The following is an 18,828-nucleotide window of genomic DNA, read 5'->3' as shown; positions in this document are numbered from 1 at the left end:
CGCACTTATTGGAAGGATAACATCCAGCTTAGACGAAAAAGGTATACAAACAAAAGGAAGGAAGGAAGTCAAGGAGCATAATGAGAGCAATTGAAAACAGAAGTAAAATACAGAGAGTTTCACAGAATCAGATACGCAAATACATTCTAAAGGGAGAATCGGATAATCCTAAACTAGCGGAACTGTATAAGTCCTCACCGCAGATTAAAGAACTTTTAAGCGTGTGTCAGAATTTCAGAGATATGATTAATGGGAACACTTATGATAAGGATATTAGAAAGTGGATTGAAAAAGCGAAGGCAACACGGAATATGGCACTGACGAACTTTGCATATGGTATTGAAAAAGACTGGGAGGCAGTACAGGCAGCTATTGATATCCCCTTCAGTAACGGATTACTGGAGGGGACAGTGAATAAAATTAAAGCGGTAAAAAGACAGATGTACAATAGGGCAGGAATTAAACTACTGAGAGCGAAGATTATTTATTCACAATAGAAGAAGTACCACCAAATTTGACGAAGAACCTAAATCTCTTTCAGAGAGCAACAGGCGGTAGCATTACGAATATTATACATTGGCTGCTTTCTTCTGCCTATTCTTAGGAGCACGCGGCCGGTCTTTATCAGCTCCGGTATCATTTTGCTGTTTCATCCATTTTTGCAGTTCCATCGTTAGTTCTGCCTTCTTCTTACTATATTTCTTCACATCCGCCAGATTGTTCATTTCAAACGGATCTTTCTTGATATCATATAATTCGAACTCGGGACGATTCTTATAGCGGTTCATGATTTTATGTGCCTGATCCGTGTCCTGTGCTTTCCACGAGAGATACCATTCTGCCTTTTCAATATGCTTTTCTACGTATGTTTCCTCCGGAGTCAAGTTCCAGATTAGACGATAGCGTCCGTCTGAAATAGAACGGATTGGATATGCCGGACCTTCCGGAACATTGTTGTGAACATGATAAGCATACTTATGGTGTGTCTTTGTTTTCCCTTGAAATACATCTACCAGACTCTTTCCATCTATTACGTCAGGCACCTTTCCGCCTGCAACATCGATAAATGTAGGAAGAAGGTCTTCATATTGCACAATAGCGGAAGTCTCCGTACCGGGTTTAATGACACCCGGCCAGGAAGCCACCATCGCCGACTTGACACCGGCACTCCAATTGGTCCATTTGGCTCCGGCAAATTGCGTACCTTGCTCGGATATGAAAATGACAAGAGTGTTCTGCAGCAGATTCTTTTCTTTCAGAATCTGCATAGCGTCACCCACCTGCTGATCGAGCAAGCCGACTTCCGCCAAATATCTGGCATAGTATTCACGCGTCACTTCCGTGTCGATAAACTGTGGCGGCAACTGAAGTTTCTTCCGGTCGAAAACGGAAGCGTCACCACCTGTCCAGGGAGCATGCGAATTAATAGAAGCCAAGACAAGGCAGAAAGGTTGGGAAGCATCACGCTCCATAAACTTCTCGATACCTTTGGTATGATAGTCAGTGTTTGGGCTTGTACATCCTTTGGGGAATCCCGGTACATCTTCGAATGGGAAGTTAGCCAAAGGTTTGATATGCCACTTCCCGGCCAATCCAACCCGATAACCCAGATTTCCCAGATAAGTAGGGAGAGATTTTACATCGGCATTAACCGAGCTATGGTTGGCGTAACCGCCATGATGCATCGGATACATACCTGTATAAACACAATGCCGGGTAGGCGTACTCATCGAAACAGAATTATACACACTGTTGAACTTTATCCCCTGTCGAGCCAATGCATCTATATGGGGAGTCTTGTTGTTGACCGCTCCGAAACAGCCTATATCGTAATAGGAGCAGTCATCGGCTATGATTAATAATATATTAGGCTTTGAAGGAGTTTGGGCAAACCCGTTTCCTATCGCCAATCCGCCTAAGAGGCATAAACTAATCATTGATTTTTCCATCTTGTATTATTTTCAATTCATAGGGTTAACAGATTCAACGTACTACTTTCCATTCTTTAGGAGCTTTGAATCCGTCACGACCTTTACCGTAAGGTACTTCCGGTACACAAGGAGTGATCGTGTCATATTTCAGGGCAACCTCATACAAAGCTTTCACAATTTTCTCGTTTCCTGCGCTGGCATTTTTCTTTTCGTAAGGATCTGTTTTATAATCAACCAAGAAATCCTGTTTCAAATCCAGTCCCGGTTTCATACCTTTTCTTATCAGCTTATAGTCTTTATTGACTACTGCTCCGTGTCCCAGATAAAAATCGCGGTCGATACAGGTCTTTTTACCGTTTAATACAGGGAGGATGCTGATGCCGTCATATTCACGTTTCGGACGGCTGTGATCTCCTACCAAATCTTTCAATGTGGGAACAAGGTCAACAAAACCTGTCACTTGTGAGCTCAAGTTCTTATATTGTTTCTCTGCTTTCTTCCAATAAAGAACAGCCGGTGCATGTACCCCTCCGTCCCACTCGTCAAATTTATGTCCACGTAAAGGTCCTGATGAAGATCCCGGAACACCGGCAGTGCCGTTATCACTAAAGAAGATAAAGAAAGTGTTGTCCATAATTCCTTTCTTCTTCAAGGCATCTACAATAGCACCGATTCCCCTGTCCATACAGGAAACCATTGCACTGTAAGTCGCTTTTTTCTGTTCTTTCGGTGTCAGGCTGTCGAAATTGTCAGTATAGAGTTTTATATCTTTTTCCTGTGCCTGCAAAGGTGTATGAGGTGCATTATAGGCCACATACAACATAAACGGACCTTCTTTCTCGTATGCATCGATACAGCGGATGGCTTCTTTGGTTATCAATTCGGTAGAATATCCTTTGTCGTGGCAGGTTTCCCAGTCGTTGTGCCAGTCCAGTTCTCCTTCACGCGTCAGGTCGAAATAATCTATCGCACCGTTCAGATGACCATAGAAATGCGAAAAGCCCCTATTCATCGGATAGTGCACTTTCTTGGTATGCCCCAGATGCCACTTACCAATAATGGCTCTGTTCTTATATCCGTTACGTGCCAGCATATCGGCCATCGTTTCTTCATTCTCATCCAGTCCGTCCTCACGCCAGGGCGGAATAACAGCCGAACGGACACCAAACCGGTTCGGGTAACGTCCCGTCATCAGCCCCGCACGGGTAGGCGTACTGATGGGAGAAGTGTAAAAGCGTTCGAGTTCCACTCCTTCGCCCACCAGAGCATCCAAACAGGGAGTCTTGATTTCACTACCATGAAATCCTACATCACCCCAACCCAAATCGTCGGCCAATACAATCACAATATTAGGACGCTCTGTCTGCGCATGAAGAAATGCCGGAAGCAGAGTACATCCACAAAGCAAACCAAAAAATTCTTTTTTCATGATATACGATTTATAAATAACATTCTGTGTTTCATTCGTTTTGATGTGTGACGGTTTATTTTCTCTTTCCCGGCATGTGTTCGAAGGCACGTATTTCGGTCGGTTGTCCTTCGTCTCCACAATCCTTCATCCAGCGTTTCAACTCTTTATCCAAGCGGCTGATGGTAGAAGCTTGTTTCGCGTCCTCCGCCAGATTTTTCATACAATACGGGTCGTTCTTCACATCATACAATTCGATAGCAGGACGATGCTGATATTTAGTCGTCATCGCTTTTGCATGACTATCCGTTTCCGCCAGACTTTTCCACTCTTTAAACAAAGGAGATCTTGTTTCAACATTCTGGAAAGTAGCTTCCGGGGTGAGATTGACAATATATCTGTATCGGCCGTCGTATACCGAACGGATGCCATAATAAGGAGATCCGGCATTGATGCCTCTCGTGGTCTGAAGGGAGAAAGAATATTTCTTGTGTGCTTTCTTCTTGCCTGTCAATACCGGTTTAAAGCTTTCGCCATCTACTTTTGCCTGCGGCTTTCCTCCTATTATATCGACAAAAGTAGGGACAATATCTACGTATTCTACCAACGCGTCACTTACGCTTCCCGGCTTAACCACTCCCGGCCAACGAACGATACAGGCAGAGTGTACCCCCGCATCATAGCAAGTCCATTTGGCAAAAGGCAGGCTGTTGCCTTGTTCGCTCAAATATACGACAACAGATTTATCCGTCATTTTTTCCTTATCTAAAATAGAAAGGACATTGCCGAATTCCTGGTCCATATAATTGATCTCTGCCAGATAATGGGTAAACAACTCGCGAGTCTGGGGAATATCTACATACATAGGAGGCAGTGTCAGTTTGTCCGCATTAAATTGAGAGGCATCGCCTTTATTCCAGGGAGTATGCGGTTGATTGGAGGCTACAAACAGACAGAAAGGTTCGCCTTTCGCCTTGCAATCGGAAATAAATTTCTGAATTGCTTCAAAATTCAAGTCCCCACCTTTCAAAGGAGGTACATAAAGGTCGAAAGGAAATACTGATTTCGGGGCAATATGCGATTTCCCGATCAACGCGACTTTATAACCCAACGGTTGCAGGTGGTGTACAACGCTCAATGTGCCTTCATTGGCACAAGTATGGTTGGGGTAAGCTCCGCTGCGTACAGGCCACAAACCGGTATATAGATTGTGCCGGGTAGGCGACGACATCGGAACGGCCTGATAGGCTTGTGTGAAACGTACTCCCTGTGTGGCAAAGCGGTCGATATTCGGAGTTTTCGAATCAACACTGCCATAACAGCCCAAGTCATAATGAGAACAATCGTCGGCTATGAACAATAGGAAGTTCGGTTTTTCCGTTTGCTGGGCGAAAGACAGGCTGGTAGCTCCCAAGGCTACGGATGCACTTACTAGTAATTTATTCATTTTGTGTTCCTCCTTTATTTATTTCTTCGGATGTTTCGGTAATACAAAGTTTGAATTCGCCCATTTCTCCCATTCGGCAACTAACTTGGTAAGCACTTCAGGGTGCTGTTCTGCCAGATTGTTACGTTCGGTACGGTCTTTAACCACATCGTACAATTCCCATTCTTTTCCTTTTTCGTCGCGGACTGCTTTCCAGTTTCCCCAGCGGATCGCTCTATTGTTCTGATGTTCCCAATACATATATTCATGGATAGAGTCTGCTTTCTTTTGAATAGCAGGGAAAAGGCTACTGCCTACCAATGGATATATTTTATTTCCGCCGTGATAAGTTTCCGGATAGGCGGCTCCTGTTGCTTCCAGGATGGTCGGCATAATGTCCGGCAAATAACCGGGAACACGGCACCATTCACCTTTCTTATTCTTCAGATTGCTTTTCCACGACACGATGAGAGGGGTAGAAATACCTCCTTCATAAGAACGGCATTTGTATTTACGGAACGGAGTATTGGAAACCTGTGCCCATGCTCTTCCGTAAGAAGGGAACACGCTACAAGCCGGATTGTTGATTTCAGACACTTTCCCTCCTCCCAATTCAGCGTATGGCTCGGCACAAGCACCGTTGTCGGACAAGAACATGACAAGCGTGTTATCCAGTTTATGATTCTTCTTCAGATAGTCCAGCAGTTTTCCTACATTATAATCTACACAATGCACCTGCGCTGCATAAACGGCCATCCGGTAGGCTACTTCATCTTTTTCCTTCTCTGTCAGTTCGTCCCATTTCCGATTTTCCCATTCGGCAAACTCTGTGTTCGGATCAATGATTCCCAACTTAGTCATCCGTTTGCGTCTTGCTTCACGAATTTCATCCCATCCTTTCTCACGATAGATCTTCGTGAATTTTTGAATATCTTCTTCTTTTGCCTGCAACGGCCAGTGAGGAGCGTTAAATGCTAGATATAGGAAGAAAGGTTTGTCGTCTTTCTGCTCATCAACAAAGCGGATTGCGTAATCGGTAAATGCATCTGTTGTATAATAAGGTGCTTCCGGCTCCGGAAGTTTTGTATTGTCAAGGGTTAAGCCGCGTCCTCCCGATGGACGGAGATAACTGCAAGCTCCTGCCAAAATTCCGTAGAAGCGTTCAAATCCCCGTTGCAAGGGCCACTTTTCTTCTCCATGCATTCCCAGATGCCATTTACCTGCCATATAGGTATGGTAGCCGCCTTCTTTCAGAACTTCGGCTATTGTGACACAATTGCGGTTGAGGAATCCTTTGTATCCCGGCACTCCCCAATCATTCGGACTCTTCTGGCCGGGATTTTTAAACGGGTCTTCGGACATCTGACCGATACCTGCCTGATGTTGATATAGTCCTGTCATTAAACTAGCCCGGGCGGGACATGAACGTGAAGTATTGTAGAATTGCGTGAAACGTACTCCTTTGGATGCCAATGCATCAATATTAGGGGTCAGTATTTCTCCACCGTAGCAGCCGATATCGGAATAACCCATATCATCTACCATAATCAGTACGACGTTCGGCTTTTCCTGTGCCGAACAAAACGATGCCATCAGTAAGGGGGCAGTCATTAAGAAATTCTTCTTTACCATAGTATTATCAATTGTCTGGAAAACAAAAATAGGGAAGTTTATGCAAAAGGAAGGAAAAATGCTAATCAATAAAGAACAAAATCAGGTATATATGCTATCCAACAGATATACAATGCGTCCATGAACTTTTATTTCTACTCTGAATAGTTTTTTTCCTTTATTGAACAATTAGTTTTCTATTTTTAGGTCAATATATTCTAACTTTGCATTTTAGTTAAAAACCTATTGAAATGAAAAACAAACGAATTCTTTTTCTTCTTTCTTTTTGCTTATCACTAGCAATAGCATGGGGAGAGATTCCTCCTGCCAAAGTTATATTCCAACAATACATGAACCAAGCACAGACATTTGCCAACAACTTTCCACGAGAGAAAGCGTATTTGCATTTTGACAATACGAGTTATTATGTTGGAGATACGATCTGGTTTAAGGCTTATGTCACTCTTGCCGAACAACAGATTTTCAGTCAGATCAGCCGCCCTCTGTATGTAGAACTGGTGGATCAGACAGGACATATAGCAGATAAACAAATCATCAAACTGACGCAGGGAGAAGGGAACGGACAATTCGTTCTTCCCCGTTCCATGTTATCCGGCTATTATGAGGTACGTGCCTATACCCGCTGGATGCTTGCTTTCAACGAACCGCAGTATTTCTCACGCACTTTCCCGATTTATCAACTTGCGAATAGTGATAAGCTGGAACGTAGTATCACAACTTACGAACTTAGTCCGTCGATGGAGAACCGTCCGTCGGAAACTAAGGAGAAGTTGAGTGTGCGCTTTTTTCCCGAAGGAGGGCAATTAGTGGAAGGAGTGACTTCGCAAGTGGCTTTCAAGGCGGAGAGTAAAAATGAGGGGAATATAGAATTGTCGGGAACGCTCTATACCAAAGAAGGAGCAGAAATCACTTCTTTCGAGACTTTGCACGATGGAATGGGGCATTTTGAATATACACCTTCTGCACAACCGGCTGTTGCCAAAGTCGATTTTCAAGGAAAGAAATATGAATTTACCCTTCCACAGGCGTTGCCTAACGGGTATGTGTTGAGTACTGTCAACAATGCCGGTGCCCTTTTGGTGAAAGTATCCTGCAATACCGCTACTCCTCAAGACACATTGGCTGTATTTATCAGTCATCAGGGGCGGCCGTATGTTCATCAATTGATTAGTTGCCGGGCGGACGCTCCACAAGAGTTCATTCTGCCTACCCGCAAACTACCGGCAGGTGTACTGCAAGTCAGCCTCATCAACCGAGCTGGTAATACGTTATGCGAGCGTTTTGTCTTTTCCAATCCACGTGCTCCTCTACAACTATCCACAGAGGGACTGAAAGAGGTGTATACTCCCTACGCTCCTATTCGTTGTGAGTTACAGGTAAAGAATGCCAAAGGAGAACCGGTATCGGGAGATGTATCAGTCAGCATCCGGGATGCCGTCCGGTCAGATTATCTGGAGTATGACAATAACATCTTCACTGATTTGCTGTTAACATCTGATTTAAAAGGATATATCCATCAGCCCGGTTATTATTTTGTATCGCCGTCTCCCCGGAAGCAAACGGAACTGGATATATTATTAATGGTGCATGGATGGCGTAAATATGACATGAGCCAAGCCATTTCTACTGCTCCTTTCACTCCGTTGCAGTTACCGGAAGCTCAATTAGTGTTGAACGGGCAGGTTAAATCAACGATCCTCAAGAATAAGCTGAAAGATATAGCGCTTAGTGTGATAGTGAAGAAAGATGACCAATTTATCACTGGAGGAACCGTGACCGATGAAAACGGTCGTTTCACCATTCCTGTAGAAGACTTTGAAGGAACCACGGAAGCGGTGATCCAAACCCGGAAAGTCGGTAAAGAACGCAACAAGGATGCATCCATCCTGATCGACCGTAATTTCTCACCTGCTCCCCGAGCCTACGGCTACAAGGAGCTTCATCCTGAATGGAAGGACTTGACCCACTGGCTACAAAAAGCCGAGAATTTTGATTCTCTATACATGGATTCTATCCGGAAAGTAGAAGGACTTTATGTATTGGATGAAGTGGAAATCAAAAGCAAACACCGGCAAGGAAGTAATATGGCTACTAAAATCAATGAGAAAAGCATTGACGCTTATTACGACGTACGCCGTTCTGTAGATTTATTACGTGACAATGGGAAGATTGTCACAACTATTCCGGAATTAATGGAAAAGTTAAGTCCGCAATTCGATTGGGATCGTAGCAATGACAAGCTTACTTATCGGCAGAAACCAATCTGCTATATCATGGATAACCACATTTTATCCGAGACAGAAACTCAAATGATGTTGACCGAAGTGGATGGACTGGCTTCTATCATCATCAGCAAAGGAACCGGAGGCATTGATGACGACATCATTCAAAACACCAAAATGTCCGAAGTTACGGATAGTACGGGAGTGGATATCAGCAAACTGGATAAATACAGTGTTTTCTACCTGATTCCCCTACCCAGACGCGATGTATTGAACAAAAGTCAGACTGCCGTACTTGGTACCCGGCAAACAGTCATTCAGGGATATACTCATGCACTGGAATATTATTCACCTGCCTACCCGACCAAGGAATTGTATATGGATAAAGTAGACAAAAGACGGACGCTCTACTGGAATCCGTCTGTACGGACAGATGAAAATGGAAAAGCTGTGATTGAATGTTATAATAACCAATATTCCACTCCGGTGATTATTCAGGCGGAAACGATGAGTAAGGATGGACAAATAGGAAGTATGAAGTATTCTACAATCGGGCAAGCGGAGCAATAGTTCTTGTTGTAGATAACCTCATAGCCGATATTATTAATGGGGATGAAGTTATTCCTGATCCGGAATCCTTCATCCCCATTATTCTTTCAATGTTTCTATTCATTCCGTTTTAAATGGAATGACAGTTATTTCTTTTTCTGTCCCGGGTAAGGTTCTACCATGCAACGCTTAGCCCATGCTTCGTATGCTTTTGACATTTCTGCCACCTTCTCCGGATATTTAGCAGCCAGATCATGTTGCTCGCTCCGGTCTTCATTCAAATTGTACAATTCCCATTGAGAGTTATTTTTCGGGCGAACCAGTTTCCAGCCATCATTGGAAAGAAAAGCACGTTCGTTGAAGTGTTCAAAGCCCAGATAGTCGTGTCCCTTGCGATGTCCGGTCTTGAAGATAGGAAGTAAGCTCTTTCCTTCCATTGGAAGAATATCATGTCCTTTATAGGTAGTTGGATATTCAGCATCCGCTAAATCGACACAAGTAGCCATGATGTCCATCACATGACCTATTTCAGATGTCATGCCACCTACGTTCTTTTTAATTCCCTTCGGCCAATGGGCAATCATCGGAGTACAGATTCCTCCCTCATAAGATTTAGCTTTCCAAAAGCGGAATGGAGTATTCGCTACATTAGACCAACGGGCTCCCAATGAAGCGTATGTAGTCTGTGGTCCAGGCAATACTTGTTTATTACGCGGGTAAATGATTTTCTTTCCATCACGAGTCATATCCGGACGGTCGTTCTCTCCACCAGACATGTTCTGGCAGTCTTCATTACTGCAACCATTATCAGACAAGAAAAGAATCAATGTATTATCAAGCTGTCCGGTCTTTTTCAAAGCCTCGATAATTTGTCCGATACCCTGATCTACACGGTCGATCATTGCAGCGTGAACGGCCATCGCACGGGCATCCCATTCTGCATGTGGATTGTCTTCCCATTTGTCATGAAACTGACGTTCGGACAAAAAGTTATCCATTCCCGGGAAAATACCCAACTGCTTTTGACGTTCATAACGGGCATTACGGATAGCTTCCCAACCTACTTTATAAGTATCCTTATATTTCTCAATATCTTCAGGAAGTGCATGCAGCGGCCAATGCGGTGCTGTATAAGCCAAGTACATAAAGAATGGTTTATCATCCTTTGCATATTCTTCTACCTCCTGTACGGCACGATCAGAAAGAGCTTGGGTTATATAATATCCTTTAGGTACTTCCTTTATAGGCACTTCACCTTCTACCAAGCTGAACGGATCAAAGTAATCCACCACTCCATAAATTACTCCATAGTGAGAATCAAACCCACGATTGACAGGATAATGACATAAATCAGAGAATGTATCATGGAAGACACGGTGTGCCAACCATTCGCGTTGGTCTTTACGGAGTGGAGTCTCTGCAACATGCCATTTTCCAACCATACTGGTGGTATATCCTGCTTCTTTCAACACCTCGGCAATGGTAACGGCATTGCGTGAGAGTGTTCCTCGGTAACCCGGCAAGTGAGCATCAAAGGTCATTCGTCCGATTCCGGCTTGATGCTGGTAAAGTCCCGTCAACAGGGAAGCACGAGTCGGGCAACTACGACTTGCATTATAGAAATGATTAAAGCGTACTCCTTCTTGTGCCAGTTTATCCAAATTAGGAGTATGAATCTCGCTACCATAGCATCCCAGATCGGAATAACCAAGGTCATCTGCAAGAATTATCAGGATATTAGGACGTTTGTCCGATTTCTTGCCTTTCGCCTCTGCTGCAGAATGGCCAGCAACCACCAAGACGGTCGGTAATAGTAATAATTTAGAATTCATAAATTTAATATTGGTTTATAATTTGTTTTTCATTGTATTACTCTTTTCCTTTGTCTTTGTTCTCCGCAAACCATTTACATACTTTTTTGCTCAACTTAGCTACGACTTCCGGATACGACTGCGCCACATCGTTCTTCTCGAATTTGTCTTTTTCAATATCGTACAGCTGTGCATCGCTTCCATCGTTATTTATCAATAGCTTCCAGTTGCCACTGCGTATAGCCAGATGAGGACTTCTGTCGTTTGCATTTCCCGGTTTCTTAAAGAATTGGTTTCTACCGAAATCCCACATCAGGTCTGTTTTACGTTTAGCTTTCGATTTACCCAGAAGAACTTTATCATAATTTTGTCCGTCTCCCTGATAACCTTTCTCTGTTTCAATTCCGGCTATCGCACATAAAGAGGGATATAAATCGACTGCACACAGTACGCTTTCATTATTCACTTGTCCAGCCTTTATTCTCTTGGGGTATTTTATAAGGAACGGCATACGAATTCCACCTTCATAAAGGCTGTTCTTCGTTCCTCTTAAATAGGCAGCACGAGCGGATTGGAAACTGGGCGCCGGTCCATTATCACTAGTGAAAATCACGATTGTATTTTCCGACAATCCCAACTCATCCAATGCTTTGATAAAACGTCCGATCTGTTTGTCCATTTCAGCAAGAACAGGGATGAAGGCTTCTTCTGTATTCCAGCTTTTGTTATCCTTTTGCTTAAATTCCGGTACCCAAGGGGTATGCATATCATCCGGCCAGAGATTCAAAAAGAAAGGCTGGTCTTTATGACGTTTGACAAAGTCGATGCTCTTGTTTACAAAGTACTCGGTACGTCTCCAGCGTTTTACGCTGTCTTTGGCCGACCATATCCAGTTCGTAGCAGTGATTGCCGGTTCCGGGTCCGGACTTTCATACGTCGATATATATTCGTCAAAACCATAATTTTTAATAGAAGGTGCATTGTGCACGTCGCGCCCGCCTCCCATGTGCCATTTACCTATGTGTCCGGTGGCATAACCTGCACTTTGGAAAGCACGTGCCATGGAAGGATTCTTGTCACTCAAAAAGTTACGCTGTTCACACTTCTTGTTGCTGGCTTTATTATTTAAAAAAGTATTAATTCCTACTTCAATCGGGAATTTGCCTGTTGTCAATCCACAACGTGAAGGTGAGCTGACCGGTGCGGATGAATAATACTGATTGAATAACAATCCGTCCTGCGCTATCTTATCAATATTCGGAGTAGGAACAAACTTACCTCCATAACAACCGATATCTCCGATTCCCATATCATCTACATAGATGACGACCACATTGGGTTTTGTCTCTGCCTGCATACTGGCCACGGGTAATAAAGCTCCCAACCAAGGCAAATGTTTTTTGATGTTCATAATTATTCTGATTTAATTAACTATGCTTTTTGTCGGTTTCGTGTGACTGACTTATGTAGCAAAAGTAGAGAAGTTTTTTAAGAGAAAGGGAAAAATACAAATCAATAAAGGAAAAAAACAGGTAAACAGAGATGAAGAATAGCAGTTTGTAACCTATATATAAACAAAATAGGGAAGACACTATTCCTAATATCTTCCCTATCTCTACTCATTTATAAGATTACCATTCAATCTGTTGATCTTCATCCGGAATCTGCGTATTGATGTTCCGTTGAAGCGTCATGCTTCCTTCTACTCTATACTTGATAGGAATAACTTCCGTACCACTTCCACCATAGGTAAAATCTTGAAAATCGTATTCAAACATAATTTGAACATAACGACGTTCCAAGTAAGGACGGGTAGCGTCCATAATCGATGTACTGCTATAAATAGGTGTTCCTATCAATTGGAACTCCATCTCATTAGTCGGATCATCCGGCACCATATCCAATGTTCCATCTTCTTTAAAGTGCACATTGATTTTGTATTTCTTACGTATATCCTTATCCATATCCTCATTAATCAGACCGGCATAAAAGAATACGGTATTATTATCTACCACATACCCTGTACGCTTGTCCATTGTTCTTGCATTGGTATCAGGCTTGCCATTTATATAGGTGTACACTTTCATGGAAGAAGCCGTGTACGAACCGGAATAATCGTTAAAAGGAACCACTCTCAATAAAGCTTTTGCATAATTCTTGCGCGGATGACTTTGATAGTTAGATGATGCATCATCAACAATACTTAAAGGCAAAACCCATTTTTCCAACATATCAATGCCTTGTAAATTGAAATCGATGTTCAATTGCTCTACACACGAACCGGCAGGGATATGTACCGTTTCGGGAAATTCATATTTGTCTTCCTCCATTTCAGTATACCACAACTCCGGACGATAAAGACTAAAACGCTCGATGTTCAACGTTCTTAGCGTATCTGCATCCACTGCTATATGAATATCTCTGTCCTGTGTATTCACCGTAGATCCACTGACAATGACAGGTAACTGATAGGTCACTTTTCCATTGTCCTTATATCTGACATAAATGGTAGTCACACCATCGCCTCCTGCAGCTATAGGAGCTTTGAAAGATACGTATTGTTCATACTGCTCATCTTCCCATTCATTATTACAAGCGGTTCCCAAGACAATGGCAGCCAATAAACTTAAGTAAATATATATATTCTTCATATCATATTCTTATTAGGAGATTAATCATTGTACGTCCATCCCGGATTCTGTGTCAACCGCTTATTACGTTTCAACTCATCGTGGCTAATAGGCCAGAAATAGAGTTTACGTGAGAAGGCAGTGGGCAAGTCCGCAATTTCAATCGGAGTGTAGAATTGCTCTCTCTGCTCCTTAGAATCGGACATGTAGAAATTACATCCGTAATTTTTCTTGGATTCTTCTACCTCTGCATCTTTCCATCTGCGCAAATCGAAATAACGCTGTCCTTCGGCCATCAACTCAATCATGCGTTCATGTTTCAGCTTCTTACGGAATACCTCCCGATCTTGATATTCCGGCATTGCATAATCAGGAACACCCGCACGACGACGTATTTGCCTGATGCCTTTTTTCATTTCATCAATATCACGTTTAACGGAATAACTGGTAGTTCCATCCCACGACGGAATGTCGTATGAGGCTCCATCTTCCAACTCATTCAAGGCTTCTGCATAAATCAATAGGATTTCGGCAAATCGAATAGCAGGTTCCGCTTTCGCTTTGATCTCTTTACGATTCGTGTCATCCGGATGTACATACTTCATGATACCGATGCCGGATCGCAAATAGACACCAGTACCGGAGAAACCGTCGCTATTGATGCCATAATAATAGTTGACTTGTTTCTCAACGTCATTCTTATAATCAGTTGTTTCTGCATTTTTCAGTAAAGCCCACACACAACCATTGAAAGAAACGGAAGCATAGAAGCGTGGTTCTCTATCCGCATATTCCTTATATACTCCTTCTTTCAATTGAGGATATTTGCCTGCCTCCACCTCCGCTTTGGTAACAAAACGTGTACCGGAGGGATATTCTTCCTTAAAATATTCTCTGCTGAATTCATCTCCGTTTGCCATATAGTAAGCATCACACATCTTTAGTGTCATACCATAAGCATTACTTCCTCCGCCCAATGTTTTCGGCATTTGGAGTTTCACCATTTCAGCAATACTGTTGGCCCCCTGGTTACGCTCGCGACTAAAAATCAATTCCGGGTTCTGGTACATCGCTAACGAACCGTTGAAAACTGCCCGGTAAGATTCATAAGGATCTATATCACTATAACCGCCTTCGTTCCATGTCTTTGCCGAAAAATCACCATCCTGATAAGGAGTGATGGTAGCAGGATATCCGGGTTCAGCAATGGTAGTCGCTTTTTTATGGTAAAGTTCATAACGATGACCATTATTTTCTCCGGGGAGTTCCATCACATCTCTTGCTGCAGCCGCTGCTCTTGCCCACTTATATTCATTATATTCTTGAGACATCAGGCAATTTCCGTCATAATCGACCAAATCCGAAAATTTATCCGGATCTCCCGGACGAGGATTATTAATAGGACTTGCCGCATACAACAACGCTCTGGCACGAGCCGCCAACGCTGCTCCTCGCGTAGGACGTGCTACCTGATTAATAGCCCGGGTCAAAGGCAGATCTTTAGCGGCCAGACGCATCTCCGATTCGATATATTCCGCACATTCATCATACGAACTACGCTGAATGGCCAGATCATCATAATCGGCAGTATAATCAAGTCCTTCATCCGGTAACAACGGTACGGGACCATATTTACGTAATAATAGCCAATAATAATAAGCACGAACAAAACGTGCCTGCGCTTTCATATCAGCTCTCTCTTCTTCTGTATACTTCGTGTTCATATCAATATTCTGAATGAAGATAGATGCCTGACGAATTCCTTTATAACTATCATCCCACGAATGCCGATAACCCTCATCATAAGTACCAGTCTTAAACGTCTTGTATGCATCGAGACTATTACCGCCGAAGTAGATGTCATCGGCAAAATTAGTAATTGTATTAAGCATGTTAGACACTTCCAGATTGTATCCACCTAAATAGGAATAGGCATTCGCTAACCATTCTTCCGTATTTTCCTTGTCGGTGAAAACATCCTCCAAAGAACGACGGTCTTTAAAATATTTGTCTGAATCGAGTTTATCCGAACAAGCGACGGCAATCACACTCAATATAATACCAATATACAGTTTATATATCTTTTTCATTTTTCATGCATTTTATTAGATATTCACAGTTAATCCCAATGTAAATGTCTTAGCAAGCGGATATTTCTCTCCGTTAGTGCTTCCCATTTCCGGGTCCCATTCTTTAAATTTGGCAAATGTCAAGAGGTTGGTGCCAATGAAAAATACACGTATCTTGTTAAACCGCATCTTGTTCACAATCGCTTTCGGCAATGTATAACCTATTTCCAATGTTTTCAAACGTAAATAAGAACCATCTCTAAGCCAATAGGTAGAAGCTCTATAGTTATTATCGTTACCTCCATAACTAAGCCTAGGATACGAAGCATTAGGATTCTCATTGGCGGGAATACCCAATGTAGCAGCTGTCTCCGCATCGATATAGCGGTCTTTCACCAAATTTGTCAGGACATTTCCCCACTGGCTACCACTAAAGGCATATACAGTAGGGCCATTAATGAAGAACGAAGACTTGCCTGCCCCCTGGAAGTGTGCATTGAAATCGAACCCTTTCCATTGTGCAGAGATACCAAAACCATAAATCAGGTTAGGTTTCGTTGTCGCACCAATAGCTACTTCATCACTGCCATTAATAATTCCGTCTCCATTGACATCTTTATATTTGATGTCACCCGGTTGCACCTTTCCCCAATTAGTTTGCTGCGGACTATTGCGTATATCATCGTAATCTTTAAACAATCCCAAAGCTATTAATCCCTTCGCCTGATTAACCCTGTAACCAGCCTCTTTCTGATAAGGATAAACTGCGTTCATTTCATCTTTCTCCAGGATCTCATTTTTGCTGTAAGTAAAATTACCACGAACAGTCAGATTGACTTTACCTATCTTCTGTTTGTAAGCAAAGTTACCGTCGAAACCTTCCGAGCGGACACTTCCCACATTTGCTTTCGGATTACCAGTTACACCCACAATACCCGGTAGATATTTACGTTCCATATAAATACCATCACGCTGTTCATGGAAGTAATCCACAGTAGCCGTAAACTTATCATTGAATAAGGATAAATCCACCCCCGCATCGTGCTTGGTTGCAATTTCCCAAGTAACATTGTTAGAGGCCAGCTGCGAATAGTACATTCCCGTATATACATTGTCCGAAGAGCCGTAATCACTCCAAGTCCAGCCACTTCCATCATCTTTGATCGTGTACAAATAGGGGAAACGATATTCCGTATCACCTATTTTAAGTTTGTCACTACCAACCTTACCATAAGAATAACGGATCTTGAACATATTCATCCATTTCAAATGTTTCTTAATGAACTTTTCTTCTGCTATGTTCCAAGCGAGAGAAAAAGCGGGGAAAAAGCCAAAACGATGTCCATCTGCAAAATTTTCCGAACCGTTATAACCAAAGTTGAAATCAGCAAAATAGCGATAGTTCCAGTTATAACTTACACGACCGGCCAATCCCATGTGGCGTTTGGCAATGCCATTCTTTACATCCGTTCCAATATCAACCGTGGTCCGATAAGCATCCTGACTATATTTCAATGTCCCACTCAAATGATGTGCGTGGAATGCACGATTGTACTGTAAAAACGCTTCCAGAAATTCACGGCGCTCTCCACTGGAGGCACTGGATTGTTCCATCGGTGATTCGGGGCTTTGTTGCTTAAAGATCAAGTTTCCGTCATCATCGCGTTCTCTTTGAGCACGCCATGTCTCCGGCATTCTTATCCGGTTTATTTCACTCTGATTGTTCGTATCGAATCCGAAACGCCCTTCAAAACGCAAACCTTTGGTAATGAAGTCCAACTTTTGCTCCAAAGAAATATTTGTTTGAATTTTATTATTCCAGATTTCTTTATAACCAGTCTGTGTGGCAAGTACCCAAGGATTCTTGCGATTATCTTCTGTCCCATGTGCAGGGATATAACCGTTAGAATACATCACAGGAATACTGATTGGGTTCTGCCCCATCAATGAAGTCCATACGTTAGAGCCCTGTCCCGGTGCGTTACGTTTCTTTAATGAACCGGATACCCCCACTTTTACAAGAGTAGTCTTCGTAACATCGATATCCGTATTTAAACGGTAATTCCAACGTTGACTACTAGGATTAGTATTGTAATCCTTACGCATGGCATCGTCTGTTTTGTACATACCTTCTTCATTCACGTAACTAAGCGATACAAAGTAACGTGCCGTGCTACCTCCACCACTCATATTCAGATTGGCACGATAAGTCATGGCTCCATCTTTTAACAGTACATCCATCCAGTCTACATTCGGATACAAATCCTGATCAAGTCCCAATCGCAGAATTTCCATTTCATCGTTCTGATAAATTCTCTCTTGGTTACGAGTTATACGTGCTTCATTCATTAACATAGCATAGCTATAGCCATCTGCAAATTCCGGTGTAATGGTACGCGCATTATAAGAAGTCTCCACTTTGGCATTGATTTTAATCTTACCTTCTTTACCATGTTTAGTAGTAATCAATACTACACCGTTTGCACCACGAGAACCGTAAATCGCCGTCGTAGAAGCATCTTTCAATACAGTAAAGGATTCGATATCTTCGATATTGATTTCATCCAAATCACGTTCAAAACCGTCAACCAACACTAATGCAGAGCTATTGGCACCAAAAGTGGATATACCCCGAATCCAGAATTCAGAAGTATTCACACCCGGTTGTCCGGAAGTCTGCATAGCAAGAACACCCGGCACATTTCCTGCCAATGCATTAGAAAGATTTGCCGAAGGATTTGATTTCAATGCCTCTACATCTACATTCGTCACCGCACCAGTCACTGTCAATTTCTTCTGCGCACCTGTTCCGGTAATTACAACTTCATCAATTTCCCTGGCATCCGATTCTTTCATTGATATATTCACCACATTCTGGCGTTTCACCAGTATCTCTTGCGTATCGAAACCAATATACGAAAATACCAAACGAGAAAATTCTTCAATTTTAATTTTGTAACGCCCGTTGATATCTGTTATCGCTCCCAAACCTGGTTTATCTTTCACTGTCACATTAACACCAACTAATGGTTCTTTATTCGTGTCCGTTACGACTCCTGTTACTTCAATTGTCTTCTCTTGAGCAAAAAGGGAAACAGAGACTAATAACAGGCAAATCGTAATAAATTCTTTTATTCTCATGTGTTCTTC

11 protein-coding genes are annotated in these 18,828 nt (G+C 42.6%); 2 read left to right on the top strand and 9 right to left on the bottom strand.

The window, feature by feature from the left end:
- Positions 1–80 precede the first annotated feature (80 nt).
- The gene (locus HMPREF9010_RS25480) at positions 81–497 is read left to right on the top strand and encodes a transposase (protein ID WP_008649318.1); all 417 of its coding nucleotides are present in this window, start codon (positions 81–83) and stop codon (positions 495–497) included.
- Positions 498–569: 72 nt separating this feature from the next.
- Here HMPREF9010_RS25480 and HMPREF9010_RS11210 read toward each other — a convergent pair whose 3' ends face one another.
- From HMPREF9010_RS11210 to HMPREF9010_RS11225, 4 genes are read right to left on the bottom strand one after another with little or no spacing between them, the layout of a single operon-like run.
- Complete coding sequence (locus HMPREF9010_RS11210; RefSeq protein ID WP_008649316.1) at positions 570–1,949, bottom strand: sulfatase; 1,380 nt, start codon at positions 1,947–1,949, stop codon at positions 570–572.
- Between the two features lie 34 nt (positions 1,950–1,983).
- Positions 1,984–3,360, bottom strand: a complete 1,377-nt coding sequence (locus HMPREF9010_RS11215) for an arylsulfatase B (RefSeq protein ID WP_008649314.1) — start codon at positions 3,358–3,360, stop codon at positions 1,984–1,986.
- Positions 3,361–3,415: 55 nt separating this feature from the next.
- On the bottom strand, positions 3,416–4,786 hold the full coding sequence (locus HMPREF9010_RS11220; RefSeq protein ID WP_008649312.1) for a sulfatase: 1,371 nt from the start codon (positions 4,784–4,786) through the stop codon (positions 3,416–3,418).
- A gap of 18 nt (positions 4,787–4,804) precedes the next feature.
- Positions 4,805–6,397 (bottom strand): arylsulfatase, encoded by a 1,593-nt coding sequence (locus tag HMPREF9010_RS11225; protein WP_008649309.1) that lies wholly within the window; start codon positions 6,395–6,397, stop codon positions 4,805–4,807.
- 230 nt (positions 6,398–6,627) lie between these two features.
- Here HMPREF9010_RS11225 and HMPREF9010_RS11230 point away from each other — a divergent pair, with 230 nt between their 5' ends.
- Positions 6,628–9,189, top strand: a complete 2,562-nt coding sequence (locus HMPREF9010_RS11230) for a hypothetical protein (protein WP_008649307.1) — start codon at positions 6,628–6,630, stop codon at positions 9,187–9,189.
- Positions 9,190–9,314: 125 nt separating this feature from the next.
- On the opposite strand, the gene HMPREF9010_RS11235 is transcribed toward HMPREF9010_RS11230, so the two are convergent.
- From HMPREF9010_RS11235 to HMPREF9010_RS11255, 5 genes are all read right to left on the bottom strand, one after another.
- Positions 9,315–11,000, bottom strand: a complete 1,686-nt coding sequence (locus tag HMPREF9010_RS11235; protein ID WP_032852703.1) for an arylsulfatase — start codon at positions 10,998–11,000, stop codon at positions 9,315–9,317.
- Between the two features lie 37 nt (positions 11,001–11,037).
- Positions 11,038–12,390: a sulfatase gene (locus tag HMPREF9010_RS11240; RefSeq protein WP_008649295.1), complete on the bottom strand. Its 1,353-nt coding sequence runs from the start codon at positions 12,388–12,390 to the stop codon at positions 11,038–11,040.
- A gap of 220 nt (positions 12,391–12,610) precedes the next feature.
- On the bottom strand, positions 12,611–13,630 hold the full coding sequence (locus HMPREF9010_RS11245; protein ID WP_008649294.1) for a DUF4973 domain-containing protein: 1,020 nt from the start codon (positions 13,628–13,630) through the stop codon (positions 12,611–12,613).
- Positions 13,631–13,650: 20 nt separating this feature from the next.
- Positions 13,651–15,699 carry a RagB/SusD family nutrient uptake outer membrane protein gene (locus HMPREF9010_RS11250; RefSeq protein WP_008649293.1) on the bottom strand — a complete coding sequence of 683 codons (2,049 nt, stop codon included), beginning with the start codon at positions 15,697–15,699 and terminating at the stop codon, positions 13,651–13,653.
- A gap of 15 nt (positions 15,700–15,714) precedes the next feature.
- The gene (locus HMPREF9010_RS11255) at positions 15,715–18,819 is read right to left on the bottom strand and encodes a SusC/RagA family TonB-linked outer membrane protein (RefSeq protein WP_008649292.1); all 3,105 of its coding nucleotides are present in this window, start codon (positions 18,817–18,819) and stop codon (positions 15,715–15,717) included.
- Between the last annotated feature and the right edge of the window lie 9 nt (positions 18,820–18,828).

Origin of the sequence: Bacteroides sp. 3_1_23, from assembly GCF_000162555.1 — a bacterium.
Lineage (GTDB): Bacteria > Bacteroidota > Bacteroidia > Bacteroidales > Bacteroidaceae > Bacteroides > Bacteroides ovatus.
Note: the sequence above shows the minus strand (reverse complement) of the source record. Positions and strands in the feature narration are given on the sequence as shown.

Bases quoted from the DNA above. Each gene is read 5' to 3' on its own strand.
- HMPREF9010_RS11220 (WP_008649312.1), bottom strand. From the start codon at position 4,786: ATGAATAAATTACTAGTAAGTGCATCCGTAGCCTTGGGAGCTACCAGC.
- HMPREF9010_RS11255 (WP_008649292.1), bottom strand. From the start codon at position 18,819: ATGAGAATAAAAGAATTTATTACGATTTGCCTGTTATTAGTCTCTGTT.
- HMPREF9010_RS11215 (WP_008649314.1), bottom strand. From the start codon at position 3,360: ATGAAAAAAGAATTTTTTGGTTTGCTTTGTGGATGTACTCTGCTTCCG.
- HMPREF9010_RS11210 (WP_008649316.1), bottom strand. From the start codon at position 1,949: ATGGAAAAATCAATGATTAGTTTATGCCTCTTAGGCGGATTGGCGATA.
- HMPREF9010_RS11245 (WP_008649294.1), bottom strand. From the start codon at position 13,630: ATGAAGAATATATATATTTACTTAAGTTTATTGGCTGCCATTGTCTTG.
- HMPREF9010_RS25480 (WP_008649318.1), top strand. From the start codon at position 81: ATGAGAGCAATTGAAAACAGAAGTAAAATACAGAGAGTTTCACAGAAT.
- HMPREF9010_RS11250 (WP_008649293.1), bottom strand. From the start codon at position 15,699: ATGAAAAAGATATATAAACTGTATATTGGTATTATATTGAGTGTGATT.
- HMPREF9010_RS11230 (WP_008649307.1), top strand. From the start codon at position 6,628: ATGAAAAACAAACGAATTCTTTTTCTTCTTTCTTTTTGCTTATCACTA.
- HMPREF9010_RS11225 (WP_008649309.1), bottom strand. From the start codon at position 6,397: ATGGTAAAGAAGAATTTCTTAATGACTGCCCCCTTACTGATGGCATCG.
- HMPREF9010_RS11240 (WP_008649295.1), bottom strand. From the start codon at position 12,390: ATGAACATCAAAAAACATTTGCCTTGGTTGGGAGCTTTATTACCCGTG.
- HMPREF9010_RS11235 (WP_032852703.1), bottom strand. From the start codon at position 11,000: ATGAATTCTAAATTATTACTATTACCGACCGTCTTGGTGGTTGCTGGC.